The sequence below is a fragment of the Granulicella tundricola MP5ACTX9 genome (genome assembly GCF_000178975.2).
GTDB lineage: Bacteria > Acidobacteriota > Terriglobia > Terriglobales > Acidobacteriaceae > Edaphobacter > Edaphobacter tundricola.
Map to the genome: position 1 here is coordinate 1,330,272 of NC_015064.1, position 17,211 is coordinate 1,347,482.

Sequence of the window (17,211 nt, forward strand, 5' to 3'; positions counted from 1 at the left end):
GCGGCGCACGACGAGGGTGGATGCTTAGGTTTTCGACAGCAGGAGAGAGTCACGGAGAGGCGCTGGTTGCGCTGGTAAGCGGGTTGCCGGCAGGGGTGCCGGTGGATCAGGTGCGGCTCGACCGGGAGCTTTGGCGGCGGCAGCAGGGCTATGGACGCGGCGGGCGCATGCGGATTGAGAAGGATACCGCACATATATTGAGTGGGGTTCGGCACGGCAAGACGATCGGCGCACCGGTGGCGATGACGCTGGCGAACGTCGACTGGAAGAACTGGGAAGAGATCCTGCCTGTCGATACTGGCGATGCGACGAAGCATAAGGCTGTGGCTAGTCCGAGGCCTGGGCATGCGGATCTTGCCGGTGCGCTGAAGTACGACTTCCCGGATGCGCGGTATGTGTTGGAACGGGCTAGCGCACGCGAGAGTGCGGCGCGGGTGGCCTGCGGGGCGCTGGCAAAGATGCTGCTGGGGGAGCTCGGGATCCTGGTGGGGAGCCATGTGGTGCGCGTTGGCGGCGAGGAGCTTGGGCGGGATGCTGCGTGGGCTGAGATTGCGGCCTCCAATGCCAAGGACGAGATTTTTTTGAACTGCGTGGACGCTGAGGCCGAGGCCCGGATGAAGGGCGAGGTGGATAAGGCGCTCAGGACCGGCGATACGATCGGCGGAGTGTTTGAAGTCGTCGTGCATGGTCTGCCTCCGGGTGTGGGGACGCATGTGAACTGGGATGAGCGCATGGACGGGCTGCTCGCGCAGGCTGTCATGAGTCTGCAGGCGGTGAAGGCTGTCGAGCTTGGGCGTGGTGTGACTGCTGCTGAATCGCTGGGTTCGACGGTGCATGATGCCATCTCTTATGAGCAGGGCGATGCGGAGCCTGAAGACGGCGGCGCGAAGTTCACGAAGTTTACGCGCGAGAAGAACAACGCCGGCGGGATTGAGGGTGGGATCTCGAACGGTGAAGATGTCGTCGTGCGTGGCTATCTGAAGCCGATCTCGACCTTGCGGAGGCCGCTGGCGAGCGTGAGCTTTGAGACCCGGGAGGCGACCAAGGCGGCGTACGAGCGGAGCGATGTGTGTGTCGTTCCGGCGGCTGGAGTTGCGGCTGAGGCGATGGTCGCCTTGACGATTGCGCGGCTGGTGATCGATAAGTTTGGCGGCGATTCGCTGGGCGAGTTGAAGCGGAACTATGCGGGATATTGCGAGCAGATACGACGGTTTTAAGCACGACGATTTTGTAAGTTGGAGAGAGTGAGTTGGCTAAGACGGAAGCAAGTGCGGCGAAGAAGGGTGCGGGTAAGAAGAGCGGCGTGAAGCTGCATGCGGTGTTGAAGTGGCCGGACCCCGTGCTCGCAAAGAAGGGCGTTGAGGTGACGGCGTTCGACGACCGTCTGAAGACGCTGGTGGACGAGATGTTCGAGAGCATGTACGAGGCGCAGGGGATCGGGCTGGCGGCGCCGCAGATTGGTATCTCGGAGCGCATCACCGTCATCGACGTCAGCTTCAAGAAGAATCCCAAGGACAGGCTCGCCCTGATCAACCCGGTCATCATCGAGGCGGAAGGGAAGCAGGTGGAGGAAGAAGGCTGTCTGAGCCTGCCGGACATTCGCGAGAAGGTCAGCCGCGCCGGGTGGGTCAAGGTTAAGGCTCAGGACGTGACGGGGACTTGGTTTGAGGTTGAGGGGGATGAACTGCTGGCTCGGGCATTGCAGCATGAGATCGATCACCTGGATGGTGTGTTGTTTATCGATCGCATCAGCCGGTTGAAGCGTGAGTTGGTCCTACGCAAGATCAAGAAGATGCAAAAGAACGGCGAATGGTAGCACTTCGTGCCGTATTGGACCGCTTTGCGGTGTGCGGTATGGGCTGGTTTGAAAGGGTTTGCTTTCCGGAAGGATAGTTGAGAACAGGCAACAGCAACGGCAACTACGGAGATTCTCCGCTTCGCGCAGAATGACGGCAAGAACAGGCAACAACAACAGCCGCTACTGAGGTTCTTCGCTGCGCTCAGAATGACGGTCGAGGAAATAGATAGGCCGGAGGTTGGGATGAAGCTGGTATTTTGTGGGACTCCGGAGTTTGCGGTGGGAACGCTTGAGGCGGTGATCGAGGCGGGGCATCAGGTTGCTCTGGTGGTCTCGCAGCCGGACCGTGCTGCTGGGCGCGGGATGACGTTGCAGGTGGGTGCAGTGAAGGCTGCGGCTTTGCGGCTGGGCTTGCCCGTGGTGCAGCCGGAGAAGATCAAGAACAACCTGGAGCTACGGGAGCGGCTGGAGGCGATTGCTGCGGAGCCAGGTGGTTTAGACGCGATCCTGGTGGTGGCCTATGGGCGCATCATTCCGGACTGGATGCTCGCGCTGCCGAAGCATGGGTGCATCAACCTGCACGGATCGCTGCTGCCGAAGTACAGGGGTGCCGCGCCGATCCAATGGGCGGTGGCAAAGGGTGAGACGTTGACCGGGGTGACGACGATGCGGCTGGATGCGGGGCTCGATACCGGGCCGATGCTGCTGGCGCAGGTGGAACCGATTGCGCCGGAGGAGACGGCGGAGGATCTGTTCGAGAGCCTGGCGGAGGTGGGGTCGAAGCTGATGGTGAAGACGCTGGCCGGGTTGGAGGATGGGTCGATCGACCCGGTCGAGCAGGATCATACGGCGGCTACGCTGGCTCCGATTCTCAAGCGTGAGGATGGGCGAATCGACCTGACCCTGGGCGCAAAGGTGTGTGTGGACCGGTGGCGTGGGTTTCAGCCCTGGCCCGGGGCGTGGACGTCCTTGCGGGGGAAGAAGCTGATCGTGCAGCGGATGTGCGTGGGTGAGGGAGCATGTGTAGCGGGTGAGGTTCGCGTGGTTGGGGACAGGATGTTTGTGGGGTGTGGGGAGAGCGAGATTGAGTTGCTGGAGGTTCAGATGGAAGGCAAGAAGAAGATGGCGGCGGCAGAGTTTCTGCGTGGGTTCCAGGTGAAGACAGGCGAGCGGGTGGGGTCTTGAAGAGCAAAGGCAAGAGTGTGAAGGGTGATCCGTTGGGATTCGATGCGGCGGCGAAGGTGCTGGCAGCGGGAGGGCGTGTGCCGAAGAAGTTCGCCAAGGCTCGGCCGGTGAGCGCGGGGCCTACGCTGGGTGCGGCGCAGGCGCAGGCCAAGGTCACCCCTGCCCGGCGTGCGGCCTTTGAGATCCTGATGCTGGTGAAGGCGGGTAAGGGGCACTCCGATGAGCTCCTGCACGGGCAGTGGACGGACAAGCTCTCTGAGGCCGATACGAACCTGACGACGGCGCTGGTGATGGGGGTGTTGCGTTGGGAGATCGCGCTGGATGCCCGTCTCAGAACGCTCTTGCAGCGACCGGACCAGAGGCTAGCGGAGCCTGTAGCCATGGCGCTGCGGCTGGGTGCGTTTCAGTTGCTGCATATGGACCGAATTCCAGCGCACGCGGCGCTGAGTGAATCGGTGGAGCTTTGCCGTGCGGCCGGCGAGCCTCATGCAACCGGAATGGTGAATGCTGTGCTGCGTAAGGTGGCCGCATTGCCGAAGCCAGGCACCAAGGTCTTCGAGACGACGGCTGCCTTCGCCGAGCGGCTGGGACATCCTCTCTGGCTTGTCGAGCGCTGGGTGGAGAACTACGGGCGTGATGCTGCGCTGAAGATCTGCGAGGCGGATCAGAGTGAGTCGGGTGAGGGTGGCGTGTTCAGCGAGAGAGATGCGGAACTTCCTTCGATCGACGATGGATCACGGCTGGTGGCGGAGATCGCGGCCAAGGCTCTGCCGCAGGTTGAAGGACGGGCGGCGAGGGTCTGGGACTGCTGTGCGGCACCGGGAGGCAAGACACTTGTGCTCGCTAAGAGAGCTGAAGGCGCGGAGGTGCTCGCGACCGACGTAAGCACCAAGCGCATGGGCCAGATGGAGTCTCGTCTGAAGCGCTTCAAGTATGCCAAGGGTGTGACCTGCGAGGTTGCGGATGCGGCCAAGCTGCCGAAGGACATGGGCACGTTCGACCTGGTCCTTTGCGATGTGCCTTGTACGGGGACAGGAACGCTGGGGCGGAATCCGGAGATTCGCGAGCGGCTGAAGGTCGAGGAGCTGGTGCGTCAGTCGCAGCGGCAGAGGGAGATCTTGGCGGCTGCACTGGGGCGGGTGGCCCTGGGGGGGCGGCTGGTGTACTCAACCTGCTCGCTGGAGCCGGAGGAGAATGAGCGGGTGGTGGAGGCGGTGATCGGGAGTGCATGGCGGGTGGTGCCGATTGAGGAGATGGGCGTCACAGGGCTCGCAGTGGAGATGCACTCCATGGCACAGGACGGTGCGTTGAGGACGCTGCCGGGTGTGCATGGATGTGACGGGTTTTACGCTGTGGTGCTGGAGCGGACAGCGTAACGCGGATAGAACCAGTGCTAGATGGGGGATGGGGCGGGTGTTGTTGCGTCTGCCGACGTGTCGGCGGGGTGGGCTACGGTGACCTTGATGTTGTCGGAGTGGGTGATGCGGTGGCCAGGGGCGGGGTACTGGCTGACGATGACGGCACTGGTGCTGACCGGTGGTGGCGCGATAACCGTGGGGGGGATGGCGGGGTCGGCGGTGGTGTCTAGAGGTTCTGGCGGCGGGATGGTGCTGGGGTCGACCGAGCTGGCGATGTGGAGGCCTGCGGTGGCCAGGCGGGTATTAGCGGCCGAGATGGTAAGTCCGACGATGGCGGGCATGACGTAAGCCTGCGCGGGTGCGTCGGTCTCCGGCGCGGCTACGAGGATGCTGACGTGCGGCCCGAAGACGCCGCCGGAGTTGGCAGGTGGAGACTGTGCCAGGACTGTGCCTTCGGGGCCCGGTGCGGGGAGATGGCTGGTCCCGCCGAGGTCGAGCTGAAGGCGTTTCAGCACCAGGGCAGCGGGCCGCTCGGTCTGGCCGGTCACGTCCGGGATGGAGACCTGCTGGCCGCCGAGGGATTCTGTCACGCGGACCTGCCAGCCGCGGCGGACGAGTGAGCCGGGGGCAGGGGACTGGGAGAGGACGTGGTTGGGTGGGATGGCGGCGGAGTAGAAGCGGTTCTCGACGGAGAGGTTGAGACCCAGCTTGCGGGCGGCTTCCGCGGCGTCCTGGTCGGAGAGCCCGGAGAGGCTGGGGACATCGACCTCACGGCCATGGATGGCGAGGCGCATGGAAGAGAAGGCGGCGAAGAGCGTCACCACGAACATGAGCATGCCGCCGAGGATGATGTAAAGGATGCGCTTCATTGCTTGGATAGGATACAGGGTGGGTCACGCGTCCGGCATAACATCCACCCTGCTCGGCCCATTCGAGCGTTCAGCACCTTGGGATGAAGAAGGCGAACGGTCAGCTATCTAACATCATCACCGCCTCTTCTTCTTTCCCTTCTTCTCATCCTCCGCCACCGGCCTCGCCAACTGTTCCCCCGCCGTACTCCCCGGGGCCCCCATCCGCCGCACGATATTCCCTTCCAGCCGATACGCCTTCGTAACCGTCTTCCCCGGAACCATCGCCCCCGTAGCCACATCCGGAACCACCGCCGGAGCGTCCGCACTCAGCACCTTGTAGCTATAGGAAGGAAGCTCCATCGCCGCAATCGGCGTCTTCCCATACGCATCCTTCATCTTGCCGATCGTCACCGGCAGATACCCCTCAATATTCTTATCCCGGAACGCCGTCTCATACCGATGATGCGTCATGCTCCACGTAAACACCCGCACCTGGTCGAAGTCATACGGCAGCCCTGCCTTGTAAGGACTAGAAACCGTCACATACTCCGGAATGTCCTTCTGGTCGGTCGGCGCGCCTTCATCATGCACCGTCGTCAGGATGTAAGCCCCCACAAACCGCTGCCCCTCGGAGTACCGCGTCAGCGAGTCCGGCGCATCCACATCGATCATCCGTGAAAAGATCCACCCCGTATGACCCTGCGAGTCCGTCACCAGCCACCAGTCCTCCATCGCCGGAGGTGCAGGAGCCTCAGCCGCCACAATCTCCGCTACCCCACCCTTACGAGCGGCATTCGTCCCGGAAGCCTGCGGAATCGCCTTCTGCGCCTTGGCCGCCGTCATCTGCGTCACGGCCTTCACCAGCGTGGCGCGCTTCAGCATCTTGAGCTTCTCGCCCTCGGCCAGCAGGTAGAACTTTTCGGCGTCGCGCCCCGGCTTCACATGCAGATAAACGGTGTCGCGCACCACCGCCGAAGCCACCGCCGGATCGTTCTTATGCTCTTCCTTCAGCGCGTCGAACTCGTCCGCCACCTCCGGCGTCGCCACCGCCTTCTCCTCGATCCACCCGATCGCGCCCTTATCCGTCTGCACCTTCACAAAGTGCCGCGCGTGGTCCAGCACCTTCAACCGGTCGCCGTTGCCCACCTGCGCCGTCCGGTTGGACACCGCCGCCACCCGGTCCCGCAGATACCCCTGCTTGGACGTGACGAACACATAATGCTCATTCGGCTTCTCGTGAAAACGAGAGCACCCCGCCAGCAGCAAACCGCCCGCCAGCCCAAAACTCAAAGAAAATAATCGTATCGGCGTCAATGTCTTATCCCTTGCGAGAGTACCACCCGCCCTCAACCGGTACGATGCTCCCCACCTCTCAATGCGTCGCCGCCAACGCAAATACGCCTGCCGGGTCCGTCCCGCTTGCAAAGGTCCCTGCCGAATCCAACTGTCCCGCTGTGGTCGTGTCGAAGCTGTACATCGTCAGGTCGGGACTTGCGCCAAAGGCTCCCGCAATCACGTATTTTTTGCTGTTGTCCTCCACCAGAGCCGTGGCCAGCGTCCCGCTCTTGTACGGCGAGCCCGTCAAAGCCTTGAGCGTTCCACTCGCAATGGAGAACCCTGAAACCGTTCCATCCCCACGGTTCGCCGTATACGCGTACGTTCCCGTGGCATCCAGCAGGATCGAATAAGGCGCATCCCCGGAAACCGCCAGCGTCTGCACCGCCGTCAACAACCCTCCTGTTCCCAGGCTGTAGGACGCCACCCCGCTCGTACCCGCATTCGTGCCGCCGCGAGCAAAGTATACAAACGCACTGTTCGCGTCGATCGCAACTGCGTTGTCGCTGAAACCGCTTGGCAGCGCCAGCGCCTGCTCCGTCGTACCCAGCGACCCATTGGACGTCACAAATGGAAGAATTACATCTCCGGCCGCTCCCAATGCCAGGAACACGTACGCTCCATTCGGAGACAGTCGAACCATCTTCGGGACCGCCGCATTCGCGTTCGCAGCCAGCGAGTACGACGCCTGCGCAGTCAATGTCAGCGCACCCGTAGTTGAATTGATCCCGAACACATAGAGCGAATCCGTGATGGAATCCAGCGCCAGCAGCCACTGCCCGTCCGGGGATGTATCCATCGACACAAAGTTCGCCGCAGCGCTGGCCGCGGCCGAGTTCTGCAGCGTCAGAGCTCCGCCCGTCCCAATGGAAAAGAACTCGATCGCACCCGCTCCACCCACATAGACAAACGTATTCGCTCGTGTCACCGCTACAGAGGAAGGCGTCAGCCCCTGCGTCAACCCATACGGCGATCCCGTGGCCCCGGTCAGCGTACTTGTTCCCACCACCAACCCGCTCAACGTGTCGCTCGTCTGGTTCACGATATACACATAGTCCCCACTGCTCGTCCCAGTGCTCCCCGTCGTAGTCGTCGTTTCAGGGACAAAAAATCCACTACACCCACTCAGCAATGCAACCGCACTCACACCCGCAGCCGCCATAACCCGCGCCAAAACCCTCTTGCTCATTGCAAAAATTCCTCTTGTGCTTCATAGGACGAGTCCGGCAGCCAAAAAGCACCACCCCCACAACTTTATCCCGCCACTGCAACCCTCTTCTCAGACACCCTGTCGGAAATCGGCTTCGCTCGTTCAATCCGTAGCAGCCGCTTAGGGGTATTGAGCGCTTCCCAAAGATCGGTTCGCCGCTGCGTGTTCAGCCAGAAATCGGCCGAGTTGCCAAACACCCGGCTCAGGATCAACGCCGTATCCGCGGTCACGGAGCGGCGTCCCCGGCATAGCTCATTGACATGTTTGCGCGGCAACCCCGCCCGCGCCGCCAACTCCGTCTGCGAGATCCCCAGCGGCTCCAGAAACTCTTCCACCAGCATCTCCCCAACACCAACGGGCTTTCTCTTCGTCATCAACATCGCCATTACACCTCTACTTCAAGAACGATAAGAATGATCATCTAAACACAGCTCGGTCGCCTTACCTTCGCTCCACTGGAAGATCAATCGCCACTTGTCATTGACCCGGATCGAGCAGAAGCCTTCCAGCTTTCCACTCAGATGTTCAAACCGATTACTCGGAGGCACTCTAAGATCGGCATCGGTGCTCGCATCGTCAAGAAGCTGCAACTTACGAAACAGCCTGTCGCGCAGATCAGCCGGAATCTTCTTCGAATACACATCGTTCACGAAGAATTCGCGAAGCCAACTCTCCCGCCAAGTTTCAATCATTCAGAGACTATAGTACCGCTCAACGGTACAAAACACCTCAACCATTCGTCCAGTCAAGCAAAACCGGGGTCCGGCCTCAAATCTAAGACTCAATCAGTCCGAGATCGTATAAACTCCTCCCATGTCCCGAAATGCTCTCCTGAAAACCTCCCGCCTCATCCATCTCTACTTCGGCGTCTTCATCACCCCAGCCCTCATCTTCTTCGCCATCAGCGGCGGACTCCAGACCTTCGGCCTCCATGAGACCAATCGCGATCACCCCAACTACAAGCCCGCCCACTGGCTCGTCGTCATGGGCCAGATCCACAAAAAGCAGACCACCATCGTCCCCGTCCGGAAACCCCAGCCAGCTGCCGCCAAGCCCGAGGCCCCACCCACCCCGTCATCCGATCTCACCGCCAAGCCCGAGCACAAGCACCACGACGCCGACTCAACTCAACCCGCATCCGACGCCCCCAAACCCACTCCCGCACCCGAAGCCCCTAAGCCTCGCCCGCTCCCCCTCCGCATCTTCTTCCTCATCGTCTGCGTAGGCCTCTTCACCTCGACGATCACCGGGCTCATCATGTCCTACAAGTACGTCCGCAACAAGACCCTCATCACCGTCACCCTCATCGCGGGAGTCGTCATCCCCATCCTCCTGACGCTCCTCTAAGCCCAAAAAGGGACTGCACCTTCCGCGATAAACGGCTGCAGTCCCTGGTGAATTGTGGTGCGCATGTGGTGATTTGTGGTGCAGTTATTCAAACCGCAATCGACCCCGTTCCATCACTGAATGCCTTGCAATTGGGCCTTTTTCAGGGAAATCACTCCGAAAATGAGCCCCCCGGCTCTCCTCACGCCCCAGCGCCGATTCCACCATCACCCCCGCCAGCGCATAAAGATTTCGAGCCTCCAACTGCCGCCGAGTCACCCCCCTTGGCATCCTCCGGAACATCCCATCCAGCCTCGCCTGCCCCCTCTTCAACCCGGCAGAATCCCGCAAAAGCCCAGCATTCTCCCACATAATCGCCCTCAACTCCGCGATCCACTCCTCCACCCCTTCATCACTCCCACCCGCCTTCACCACCTCGCCGGCCGCCTCAACCTTACCCCCAGAGCCCTGCTCCTTCACCATGGATTCCGCCGCCAAAACCCCAAAAACCAGCCCTTCCAACAGCGAATTACTAGCCAGCCGATTCGCCCCATGCACCCCCGTGCAAGCCGCTTCCCCCGCCGCGTAAAGCCCCTGCAATGAGCTCTTTCCCCACACATCCGTCTTGATCCCACCCATCAGATAATGCGCCGCCGGCCGCACCGGAATCAGATCCTTCGCCAGACTCAGCCCATAGCCCGCCAGAAACGCAGAGATCCCCGGAAAACGAGCCTTCAAGTCGATCTCAGTCACCCCCCGCATATCCAGGTAAACCGGCCCGTTCAGCCCCTCTCGTGTAATCGCCCGAGCCACCACATCCCGCGGTGCAAGCTCCGCCATCGGGTGGATCGCGGGCATAAACCGCTCGCCCGCGGCATTGATCAGCACCGCCCCCTCACCCCTCAGTGCTTCACTCATAAGGAATCTAGGCGCCCCGTCCATCGCAAACGCCGTCGGATGGAACTGGTAGAACTCCATATCCTCCACCGCCGCACCTGCCCGGTACGCCATCGCGATCCCATCCCCCGTAGCCACCGCCGGATTCGTCGTATCCGAATAAACCTGCCCCGCCCCACCACTTGCAATCATCACCGCCCGAGCCCCCACCCGAGCCAGCGTCCCAGCCTTATCCAGCAGCACCACCCCCTCCACGCGGCCCTTCTCCACCATTAGATCGACCGTCACAGTCCAATCCCTAAGCTCAACATTCTTTAACCCTTGCACATACTTCAGCAGTGCCCGCGCGATCTCCCGCCCCGTAGCGTCGCCGTTTGCATGAAGTATCCGCGAAAGAGAGTGCGCCCCCTCCCGCGTCCTGAGCAACTCCCCACCCACTGCCCGGTCGAACTCCGTCCCCCACCCCAGCAGCTCTTCCACCCGCCTCGGTCCCTGCTCCACCAGCACCTTCGCCGCCGCCGCATTCACCAGCCCATCCCCAGCCGCAATCGTGTCCGCAAGATGCAGCGAAACATCCTCGCTTCCACCCATCGCAACGGCAATCCCACCCTGCGCATAAGCCGTATTCGATTCCGCAAAGCTCTCCTTGGTCACGCAAAGCACCCGCCCTGCCCCAGCCAACCGAACCACAGCACTCAGGCCCGCAATCCCACCACCAACCACCACAAAATCAAACAATTCCATACCTAAAATCCTACGCCCAAAACAAAACGGCGTGGCGGCCCAAGGCCACCACGCCGCAGTCACAGCATGTGAACTACTCCTTGGCCAACTTCTCCCCGACCAGAGTTTCCTTCGTATCCGCCAGGACAAAGCTCGTCACGGCAAGCATCCCGATGTTTTTCCGGAAGTCCTCCAGATCCACCTTGTCCAACGTGTCCGCCTCGCTGTGGTGCCAGTCGAAGTAGTGCTCGCCCACCGTATGCGGGCTCAACGAAGGCACGCCCATCGCCACAATGGGGCCAATATCCTCCCCACCGCCGCCCGGAAATACCTTGTCTGCCCCGATCGGCCCCAGCAGCGCCGCAATCTGCTGCAGCAGCGCAAACGAAGCCTGCTGCGGCTCCGTCAGCTTCGTCAGGTCGAACCCCGGAGGCGTCATGGACTGTGGCGGAGCGCCGGGCTTCGGCGGCCCCATCCGCATCCCAAACGTCCCATACCCCATGCCCAGCGGCTTCTCCGCCCCGCCGTCCATCTCGATCGCCGCCACATGCTTCGCCACCGCCGCCGCGCCTAGCAGCACGGGATATGCATCGCCGCCACGCCCGCCGTTCTCCTCATTCACCCAGAAGACCACGCGGATCGTCCGTTTCGGTTTCAACCCCAGCTTATGCAGCAGGCTGACCGCCTCAAACGTAGCCATGATGCCGCCGCCATCGTCCTGCGCCCCCTGCCCAACGTCCCAGCTATCGATATGCCCACCCAGCACGACGACATCCTCCGGATGCTCGGACCCCACCAGATCCCCATAAACATTGCCCGACTTCACATCCGCCTCCTGGTGCGCCTCCATCTCCAGGTGTACGGTCACCGGCCCATCCTTCGCCAGTCGCCCGATCAGCCCCGCGTCCTCAACCGAAATCGCAGCCGAAGGAATCTTCGGAGCCTTCTCGTCATAGACCAGCCGCCCCGTATGCGGAGCCTGTAGCGCCAGCCCCGTTGCCGACCTCACCAGAACCGCCACCGCACCCTTGGCCGCCGCGCGCGAAGCGCCATTCGTCCTATAGCTCGTCCCCACTCCGTACCCATGCCACCCGGGGTCGAACACCACGATCTTCCCCTTCGCCCCATCCGCCGGCAGCGCATCCAGCTCTGCATAGTCATGCAGAAACAGCACCTCCGCCGTAATCCCACCCGCCGGAGTCCCCACACTCATCCCCAGCCCCAGCATCCGCAGCTTCCGCGGCACCCCATTCAGCCCCGGCGACACGATCGAAGCCGACTCCTTGCCCCGAACCCAGTGCGGCACCATCGCCGGCTGAATCGTCACATTCTGCAACCCCGCCTTCTTCATCAACTCCGCGCCCCACTGTACGGCAGCGTTCAACTGTGGCGTGCCGCTGTTCCTGTTCCCAATCCGGTCGCACAGGTACGTCAGCGCCGCATAACCGTCTGTATCCGTCGCCGCTGCGGCCAGAATCCGAGTCGCATCCGCCTGGTACTGCGCCGTTACCGGACCCGAAACACCCGGCAGCCCCACCCCACCGCGCTGCGCCAACGCAGGAGTCAATCCAACCAAACCAGCAAGAAGAAGAGCAGAGCAAACTCGTGTCATGCAGAACCTTTCTGTTAGGCAGTCATGGGCGACAGGACCGGCAGACAGGCAGCGTCCTAACCGGCATAAATAAAGATGAGTGGCTTTGAACTCAATCTTACCCGCGAACGCTGTCTCCACCCACGCCGCGTTACCATAAACCTACTGTGGCCCTTACCCCCAAAACGCTCCCGATCCCGTCAACAAAAACGATCCACCTCAGCGCCACCTCCACCGAATACGACATTCACATCGGCCAAGGTCTGCTCTCCACCCTCCACCCCCGCCTCCAGAAGCTCGCAGGGGGAAAGTCTTACCGGCCCTTCCTCATCACCAGCCCCAACATCTGGAAACTCTGGTCCAAGCAGGTCCGCGCCTCATTCCCTGAGGCCGAGTCCCCCACCGTCCTCTTCCTCCCACCTGGGGAGAAGCACAAGCGCCTCCCCGCCGTAGAGTCCCTTGCAGAGCAGCTCGCCCAGCACGGAGCGGACCGCGATTCGATCCTGATCGCCTTCGGCGGCGGCGTCCTCGGCGACATCACCGGCTTCCTCGCCGCCATCTATATGCGCGGCATCCCGTACGTCCAGATTCCCACCACGCTGCTCGCGCAGGTCGACTCCTCCGTCGGCGGCAAGACCGGCGTCAACCTCGCCGCAGGCAAGAACCTCATTGGCTCCTTCCACCACCCGCGCGCCGTCTTCGCGGATATCGCCCTCCTCAAAACCCTCCCGCCGCTCGAGCTCCGCTCCGGCCTCCAGGAGTCCATCAAGGCCGGCATCATCGCCGACCCCAAGCTCTTCGCCTACCTCGAACAGAACAACGAGCTCATCGCCAACGGTGACCCGGAAGCCCTCACCAAGGTCGTCACCGCCTCCATCAAGGTCAAAGCCAACGTCGTCGCGAAGGACGAGCGCGAGTCCGGCCTGCGCATGACCCTCAACTTCGGCCACACCCTCGGCCACGCCATTGAGGCCGCCACCGGCTATAAGAAACTGCTCCACGGCGAAGCCGTAGCCTGGGGCTCCATCGCCGCCCTCCACGTAGCCCTCGCCCGCAAGGTCATCGATCCAGACACCTTCGCCCGCATGGCCAACCTCATCCTCTCCTACGGCCCGCTCCCCCGCTTCAAGGCCACCGCCAGCGACCTCGTAGCCCTCACCTCATCCGACAAGAAGACCCGCAGCGGCCGCCGAGCCTTCGTCCTCCCCACCGGCATCGGCTCCACGGAGATCGTCTACGACGTCACCGACGAAGAGCTCACCGCCGCCGCCGAATCCATGCTCCAGACCATGCGCGCCACCGGGGTCAAACCGTCATGATCCCCACACAAGACCCCATTATTTCCACAGCCGCACCGGGCGCGATTCAGCCTGCGCAAGGAGCCATCCAGCCCTCAGCAGACGTCCAGCAGATGTTCAACGCCATCGCCAACCGCTATGACGTTATGAACCACGTCCTCTCCGCCGGCATCGATCGCCTCTGGTGGTGGCGAGCCGCACGAGCCGTCCGCACCGTCCTCGCCGACCCCTCAGCCCAGATCGTCGACCTTTGCTGCGGCACCGGCGACATGACCCTGGCCCTCCTCAAGCGGCGGCCTTCCACATCATCCACAGCCCCCCTGCTGGCAGTGGATTTCTCCCACGAGATGCTCACCCGGGGTCAGGCCAAGTTCAATGGAAAGAACATCATCGCGGTGGAATGTGATGCATTGCATCTCCCCCTGCCTCAAGGCAATGTGGACCTGATATCCTCCGCCTTCGGCTTCCGCAATCTCTCCTCTTATGAGGACGGCCTCGCAGAGCTCTTTCGCGTCCTACGCCCCGGCGGCCAGATCGCCATCCTGGAGTGCAACCAGCCCGCCGGCCTCGTAGGCGCACTTTACAACCTCTACTTCAAGAAGATTCTCCCCCGCATCGGCGCACTCTTCTCTAACGCGGAAGCCTACTCCTATCTGCCCGCCTCGGTCGAGAGATTTCCACGCCCCCCCAGAATGCTTGAACTGATCCACAACGCCGGCTTCGTCCAGGCCTCCTGGACCAGCTACACCCTCGGCGTCGCCGGCCTCTATCAGGCCACCAAACCGGTACCATCACAGGCATGAGCCCCACGGCCACCATCCAGCAGCAGGCAGAACGTCACGCAGCCAAACGCCATGCTGCCCTGCTCTCGGTCGTCTCCGCCACCCTCGTCACCCTGCTCAAGCTCCTCACCGGCATCCTCACCGGCTCGCTCGGCATGCTCTCAGAAGCCGCGCACTCCGGCATCGATCTCATCGCCGCCGGCCTCACCCTCTTCTCCGTCCAAGTCGCAGACCGTCCCGCGGACGACGACCACAACTATGGTCACGGCAAGATTGAAAGCCTCTCCTCCTTCATCGAAACCGTCCTGATGTTCGCCTCGGCCATGTGGATCATCTACGAGGCCATCCACCGCATCTTCTTCCGCAGCCACCTCTCGCTCGCCCTCAACATCTGGCCCTTCCTCGTCCTGCTCGTCTCCATCGCGGTCGACTACACCCGCTCCCGCAACCTCCGCGCCACCGCCGCCCTCCACAACTCGGAGGCCCTGGCCGCCGACGCCGTCCACTTTGGCACGGACATGTGGTCCTCCTTCGCCGTCCTCCTCGGCCTCATCGCCACCGCCCTCGGCGAGCGACTCCACGCCCCCAAGCTCGAACTAGCCGACCCTATCGCCGCCCTCATCGTCTCCGCCATCATCCTCAAGGTCACCTGGACCCTCGCCCGCACCACTGCGGACAATCTCCTCGACGCCACCCCCGCCCACGACGGCCAGAACGCCGCCCAGACTCGCCGCAAGCTCATCCAGGACCTCGCCGCCATCGATGGCGTCCTCGCCGTCAACCGCCTCCGCACCCGCCGCGCAGGCTCCGGCTACTTTGCCGACCTCACCCTCGCCATGCCGCGCAACCTGACCTTCCAGCGCTCCGAGCAGATCACCATGGCCGCCACCGACGCCATCCAGCGCGTGCTCCCGGACGCCGACGTCGTCGTCCACTCCGTCCCCACCGCCACCATCGCGGAGTCCGTCCACGACCGCATCCGCGCCGTCGCTTTCCGCGCCAACCTCTCCATCCACGATGTATCAGTCCAGCAGTACGACAACGCCCTCCACGTCGATCTCCACCTCGAAGTCGACGAGACCCTCCCCCTCCGCGCCGCGCACGACATCGTCACCCGTCTCGAATCCAATATCCGCGCCGAGATCCCCCAGATCGCCTCCATCCTCACCCACATTGAATCGGAGCCCGCCACCATCGAGCGCCCCGCTGCCCTGGAACGAGACCGCCACCTGGAACAACTCCTCCGCAAAGTCTCCCAGAACTTCCCCGAGATCCTCGACACCCACGACATCACCATCACCAAGCACCACGACCGCACCCAGGTCAGTTGCCACTGCACCCTCCCCGACGAGCTCCCCATGAGCCGCGTCCACGAGATCATCACCGCCTTCGAAAACGCCTTCAAACTTGAAGCCCCGGAGGTCACCCGCCTCTTCATCCACCCCGAACCTGCCACCGACAACAAACGCTAACCTCCCGCACCACCTCCTTCGCCATGCACCCTTGTTCGTCATTCCGCTTCGCGGCGGAATGACAACGCAGTCGGGATCCTTCAGGCGTAGAAGGTGTGGATGGCTTCTACTACCGTTTGTTGTTCGTCTTCGCGGAGTTCGGGGTAGATGGGTAGGGCCAGGACTTCGGCTGCGGCGCATTCGGATTCGGGGAAGTCACCGGGTTTGTAGCCTAGTGGCTTCAACGCTTCCTGGAGGTGTAGTGGGAGGGGGTAATAGACCTCTGTGCCTATGCCCTGGGCGGTGAGGTGGGTGCGGAGGGCGTCGCGGCGGGGGGCTCGGATGACGTACTGGTGGAAGACGTGTTGAGCGCGGGGGTGGGTGTAGGGGAGGACGACGCCGTCGGCGATGGTGGTGGGGTTGGTGGGGGTCGGCATGGTGGCTATGCCTGCTGCGAGGAAGAGTTGGTTGTAGTTGGCGGCGAGATCGCGGCGGCGCTGGTTGCCCTGGGGGAGGTAGCGGAGTTTGACCTCGAGGACGGCAGCCTGGAGGGTGTCGAGGCGGGAGTTCCAGCCGACCTCATCGTGGAAGTAACGGCGGCGCATGCCGTGGGCGCGGAGCATGCGGGCTCGCTCCTCAAGCTGGGGGGAGCGGGTGGTCATGAGGCCGGCGTCGCCGAATGCGGCGAGGTTTTTGGTGGGGTAGAAGCTGAAGGCGGCTGCGTCGCCGAGCGCTCCGGCGGGGGTGAGGGTGCCGTCTGATCCGGTCCCGGCGGGGGCCGACTGCCAGGCTGCGCCGAAGGCCTGAGCGGCGTCTTCGATGAGGAGGAGGCCGGGGTGTTGATTTTGGATTGTCGTGAAGGCGTCCCAGTCGGCGCACTGGCCGTAGAGGTGGACGGGTAGGATGGCTTTGACCTCTCCGGCGGGGCAGGTGGCAAGGACCTCTGCGACGGATGCGGGGGAGAGGTTGTAGGTGAGGGGGTCTATGTCTGCGAAGAGGGCTCGGGCGCCGGCGCGGAGGATGCTGCTGGCGGAGGCGAAGAAGCTGAAGGGGGTGGTGATGACGGATTGTGTGGGTTGGTCGATCTGGGCGGCGGCCAGCGCGAGCCAGAGGGCGTCGGTGCCGCTGGCGCAGCCGATGGCGTGGGGGACGTGGCAGGCCGCGGCGGCGGACTGCTCGAAGGTGGTGACTTCAGGGCCGAGGATGAAGCGCTGGGAGACGCAGACCTGCTCAATGGCGGCCATGACTTCTTCGCGGATGGCGGCGAACTGGCGGGAGAAGTCGAGCATGGGGACGGGCTGGGCGGGCTGCGATGACTGGGGCACTTGAGTATCTTAGCGTGTGCGGGGTGGGGAGGAATTGAGGGTGTGTGTGGGTCTAAACGTGCTGGGTTGCGTCTAAGAGGT

The 17,211-nt window shown here is 62.8% G+C and carries 16 protein-coding genes; 8 read left to right on the forward strand and 8 right to left on the reverse strand.

Annotated elements, in window-relative coordinates:
* Positions 1-20 precede the first annotated feature (20 nt).
* From aroC to ACIX9_RS05690, 4 genes are all read left to right on the forward strand, one after another.
* Positions 21-1,217, forward strand: a complete 1,197-nt coding sequence (aroC, locus tag ACIX9_RS05675; protein WP_013579519.1) for a chorismate synthase — start codon at positions 21-23, stop codon at positions 1,215-1,217.
* 32 nt (positions 1,218-1,249) lie between these two features.
* Positions 1,250-1,816 (forward strand): peptide deformylase, encoded by a 567-nt coding sequence (gene def, locus ACIX9_RS05680; RefSeq protein WP_013579520.1) that lies wholly within the window; start codon positions 1,250-1,252, stop codon positions 1,814-1,816.
* A gap of 225 nt (positions 1,817-2,041) precedes the next feature.
* The gene (fmt, locus tag ACIX9_RS05685; RefSeq protein WP_013579521.1) at positions 2,042-2,983 is read left to right on the forward strand and encodes a methionyl-tRNA formyltransferase; all 942 of its coding nucleotides are present in this window, start codon (positions 2,042-2,044) and stop codon (positions 2,981-2,983) included.
* On the forward strand, positions 2,980-4,359 hold the full coding sequence (locus ACIX9_RS05690) for an RsmB/NOP family class I SAM-dependent RNA methyltransferase (protein WP_013579522.1): 1,380 nt from the start codon (positions 2,980-2,982) through the stop codon (positions 4,357-4,359). The genes fmt and ACIX9_RS05690 overlap by 4 nt, the downstream gene beginning before the upstream one ends.
* A 17-nt stretch (positions 4,360-4,376) precedes the next feature.
* Here the strand turns inward: ACIX9_RS05690 and ACIX9_RS05695 are convergent, their stop codons facing one another.
* The 5 genes from ACIX9_RS05695 to ACIX9_RS05715 form a co-directional block, all read right to left on the reverse strand.
* The gene (locus ACIX9_RS05695; RefSeq protein ID WP_013579523.1) at positions 4,377-5,210 is read right to left on the reverse strand and encodes a PASTA domain-containing protein; all 834 of its coding nucleotides are present in this window, start codon (positions 5,208-5,210) and stop codon (positions 4,377-4,379) included.
* Between the two features lie 117 nt (positions 5,211-5,327).
* Positions 5,328-6,482 (reverse strand): SH3 domain-containing protein, encoded by a 1,155-nt coding sequence (locus ACIX9_RS05700; RefSeq protein ID WP_013579524.1) that lies wholly within the window; start codon positions 6,480-6,482, stop codon positions 5,328-5,330.
* 82 nt (positions 6,483-6,564) lie between these two features.
* A complete protein-coding gene (locus ACIX9_RS05705) occupies positions 6,565-7,716 on the reverse strand; it encodes a lactonase family protein (RefSeq protein WP_013579525.1) in 1,152 nt (383 codons plus the stop codon).
* 65 nt (positions 7,717-7,781) lie between these two features.
* Positions 7,782-8,123 (reverse strand): HigA family addiction module antitoxin, encoded by a 342-nt coding sequence (locus ACIX9_RS05710; protein ID WP_232298798.1) that lies wholly within the window; start codon positions 8,121-8,123, stop codon positions 7,782-7,784.
* A gap of 12 nt (positions 8,124-8,135) precedes the next feature.
* Complete coding sequence (locus ACIX9_RS05715; RefSeq protein ID WP_013579527.1) at positions 8,136-8,429, reverse strand: type II toxin-antitoxin system RelE/ParE family toxin; 294 nt, start codon at positions 8,427-8,429, stop codon at positions 8,136-8,138.
* 121 nt (positions 8,430-8,550) lie between these two features.
* On the opposite strand from ACIX9_RS05715, the gene ACIX9_RS05720 reads away from it, so the two are divergent.
* Positions 8,551-9,084 carry a hypothetical protein gene (locus ACIX9_RS05720; RefSeq protein WP_013579528.1) on the forward strand — a complete coding sequence of 178 codons (534 nt, stop codon included), beginning with the start codon at positions 8,551-8,553 and terminating at the stop codon, positions 9,082-9,084.
* A gap of 84 nt (positions 9,085-9,168) precedes the next feature.
* Here ACIX9_RS05720 and nadB read toward each other — a convergent pair whose 3' ends face one another.
* Both nadB and ACIX9_RS05730 read right to left on the reverse strand, forming a co-directional pair.
* Positions 9,169-10,704 (reverse strand): L-aspartate oxidase, encoded by a 1,536-nt coding sequence (gene nadB, locus ACIX9_RS05725; protein WP_013579529.1) that lies wholly within the window; start codon positions 10,702-10,704, stop codon positions 9,169-9,171.
* A gap of 73 nt (positions 10,705-10,777) precedes the next feature.
* Positions 10,778-12,238: a M20/M25/M40 family metallo-hydrolase gene (locus tag ACIX9_RS05730; protein WP_232298799.1), complete on the reverse strand. Its 1,461-nt coding sequence runs from the start codon at positions 12,236-12,238 to the stop codon at positions 10,778-10,780.
* A gap of 203 nt (positions 12,239-12,441) precedes the next feature.
* On the opposite strand from ACIX9_RS05730, the gene aroB reads away from it, so the two are divergent.
* The 3 genes from aroB to ACIX9_RS05745 are packed head-to-tail and all read left to right on the forward strand — an operon-like array spanning position 12,442 to position 15,826.
* Positions 12,442-13,593, forward strand: a complete 1,152-nt coding sequence (gene aroB / locus ACIX9_RS05735; RefSeq protein ID WP_013579531.1) for a 3-dehydroquinate synthase — start codon at positions 12,442-12,444, stop codon at positions 13,591-13,593.
* Positions 13,590-14,375: a ubiquinone/menaquinone biosynthesis methyltransferase gene (locus ACIX9_RS05740; protein ID WP_013579532.1), complete on the forward strand. Its 786-nt coding sequence runs from the start codon at positions 13,590-13,592 to the stop codon at positions 14,373-14,375. The genes aroB and ACIX9_RS05740 overlap by 4 nt, the downstream gene beginning before the upstream one ends.
* Positions 14,372-15,826, forward strand: a complete 1,455-nt coding sequence (locus tag ACIX9_RS05745; protein WP_013579533.1) for a cation diffusion facilitator family transporter — start codon at positions 14,372-14,374, stop codon at positions 15,824-15,826. The genes ACIX9_RS05740 and ACIX9_RS05745 overlap by 4 nt, the downstream gene beginning before the upstream one ends.
* Positions 15,827-15,906: 80 nt before the next feature.
* On the opposite strand, the gene ACIX9_RS05750 is transcribed toward ACIX9_RS05745, so the two are convergent.
* Positions 15,907-17,130 (reverse strand): DegT/DnrJ/EryC1/StrS family aminotransferase, encoded by a 1,224-nt coding sequence (locus ACIX9_RS05750; protein WP_232298800.1) that lies wholly within the window; start codon positions 17,128-17,130, stop codon positions 15,907-15,909.
* Positions 17,131-17,211 lie beyond the last annotated feature (81 nt).

Coding starts and splice junctions, on each gene's coding strand:
- aroC (WP_013579519.1), top strand. CDS start 21: ATGCTTAGGTTTTCGACAGCAGGAGAGAGTCACGGAGAGGCGCTGGTT.
- fmt (WP_013579521.1), top strand. CDS start 2,042: ATGAAGCTGGTATTTTGTGGGACTCCGGAGTTTGCGGTGGGAACGCTT.
- ACIX9_RS05695 (WP_013579523.1), bottom strand. CDS start 5,210: ATGAAGCGCATCCTTTACATCATCCTCGGCGGCATGCTCATGTTCGTG.
- ACIX9_RS05705 (WP_013579525.1), bottom strand. CDS start 7,716: ATGAGCAAGAGGGTTTTGGCGCGGGTTATGGCGGCTGCGGGTGTGAGT.
- ACIX9_RS05710 (WP_232298798.1), bottom strand. CDS start 8,123: ATGGCGATGTTGATGACGAAGAGAAAGCCCGTTGGTGTTGGGGAGATG.
- ACIX9_RS05715 (WP_013579527.1), bottom strand. CDS start 8,429: ATGATTGAAACTTGGCGGGAGAGTTGGCTTCGCGAATTCTTCGTGAAC.
- ACIX9_RS05720 (WP_013579528.1), top strand. CDS start 8,551: ATGTCCCGAAATGCTCTCCTGAAAACCTCCCGCCTCATCCATCTCTAC.
- nadB (WP_013579529.1), bottom strand. CDS start 10,704: ATGGAATTGTTTGATTTTGTGGTGGTTGGTGGTGGGATTGCGGGCCTG.
- ACIX9_RS05740 (WP_013579532.1), top strand. CDS start 13,590: ATGATCCCCACACAAGACCCCATTATTTCCACAGCCGCACCGGGCGCG.
- ACIX9_RS05745 (WP_013579533.1), top strand. CDS start 14,372: ATGAGCCCCACGGCCACCATCCAGCAGCAGGCAGAACGTCACGCAGCC.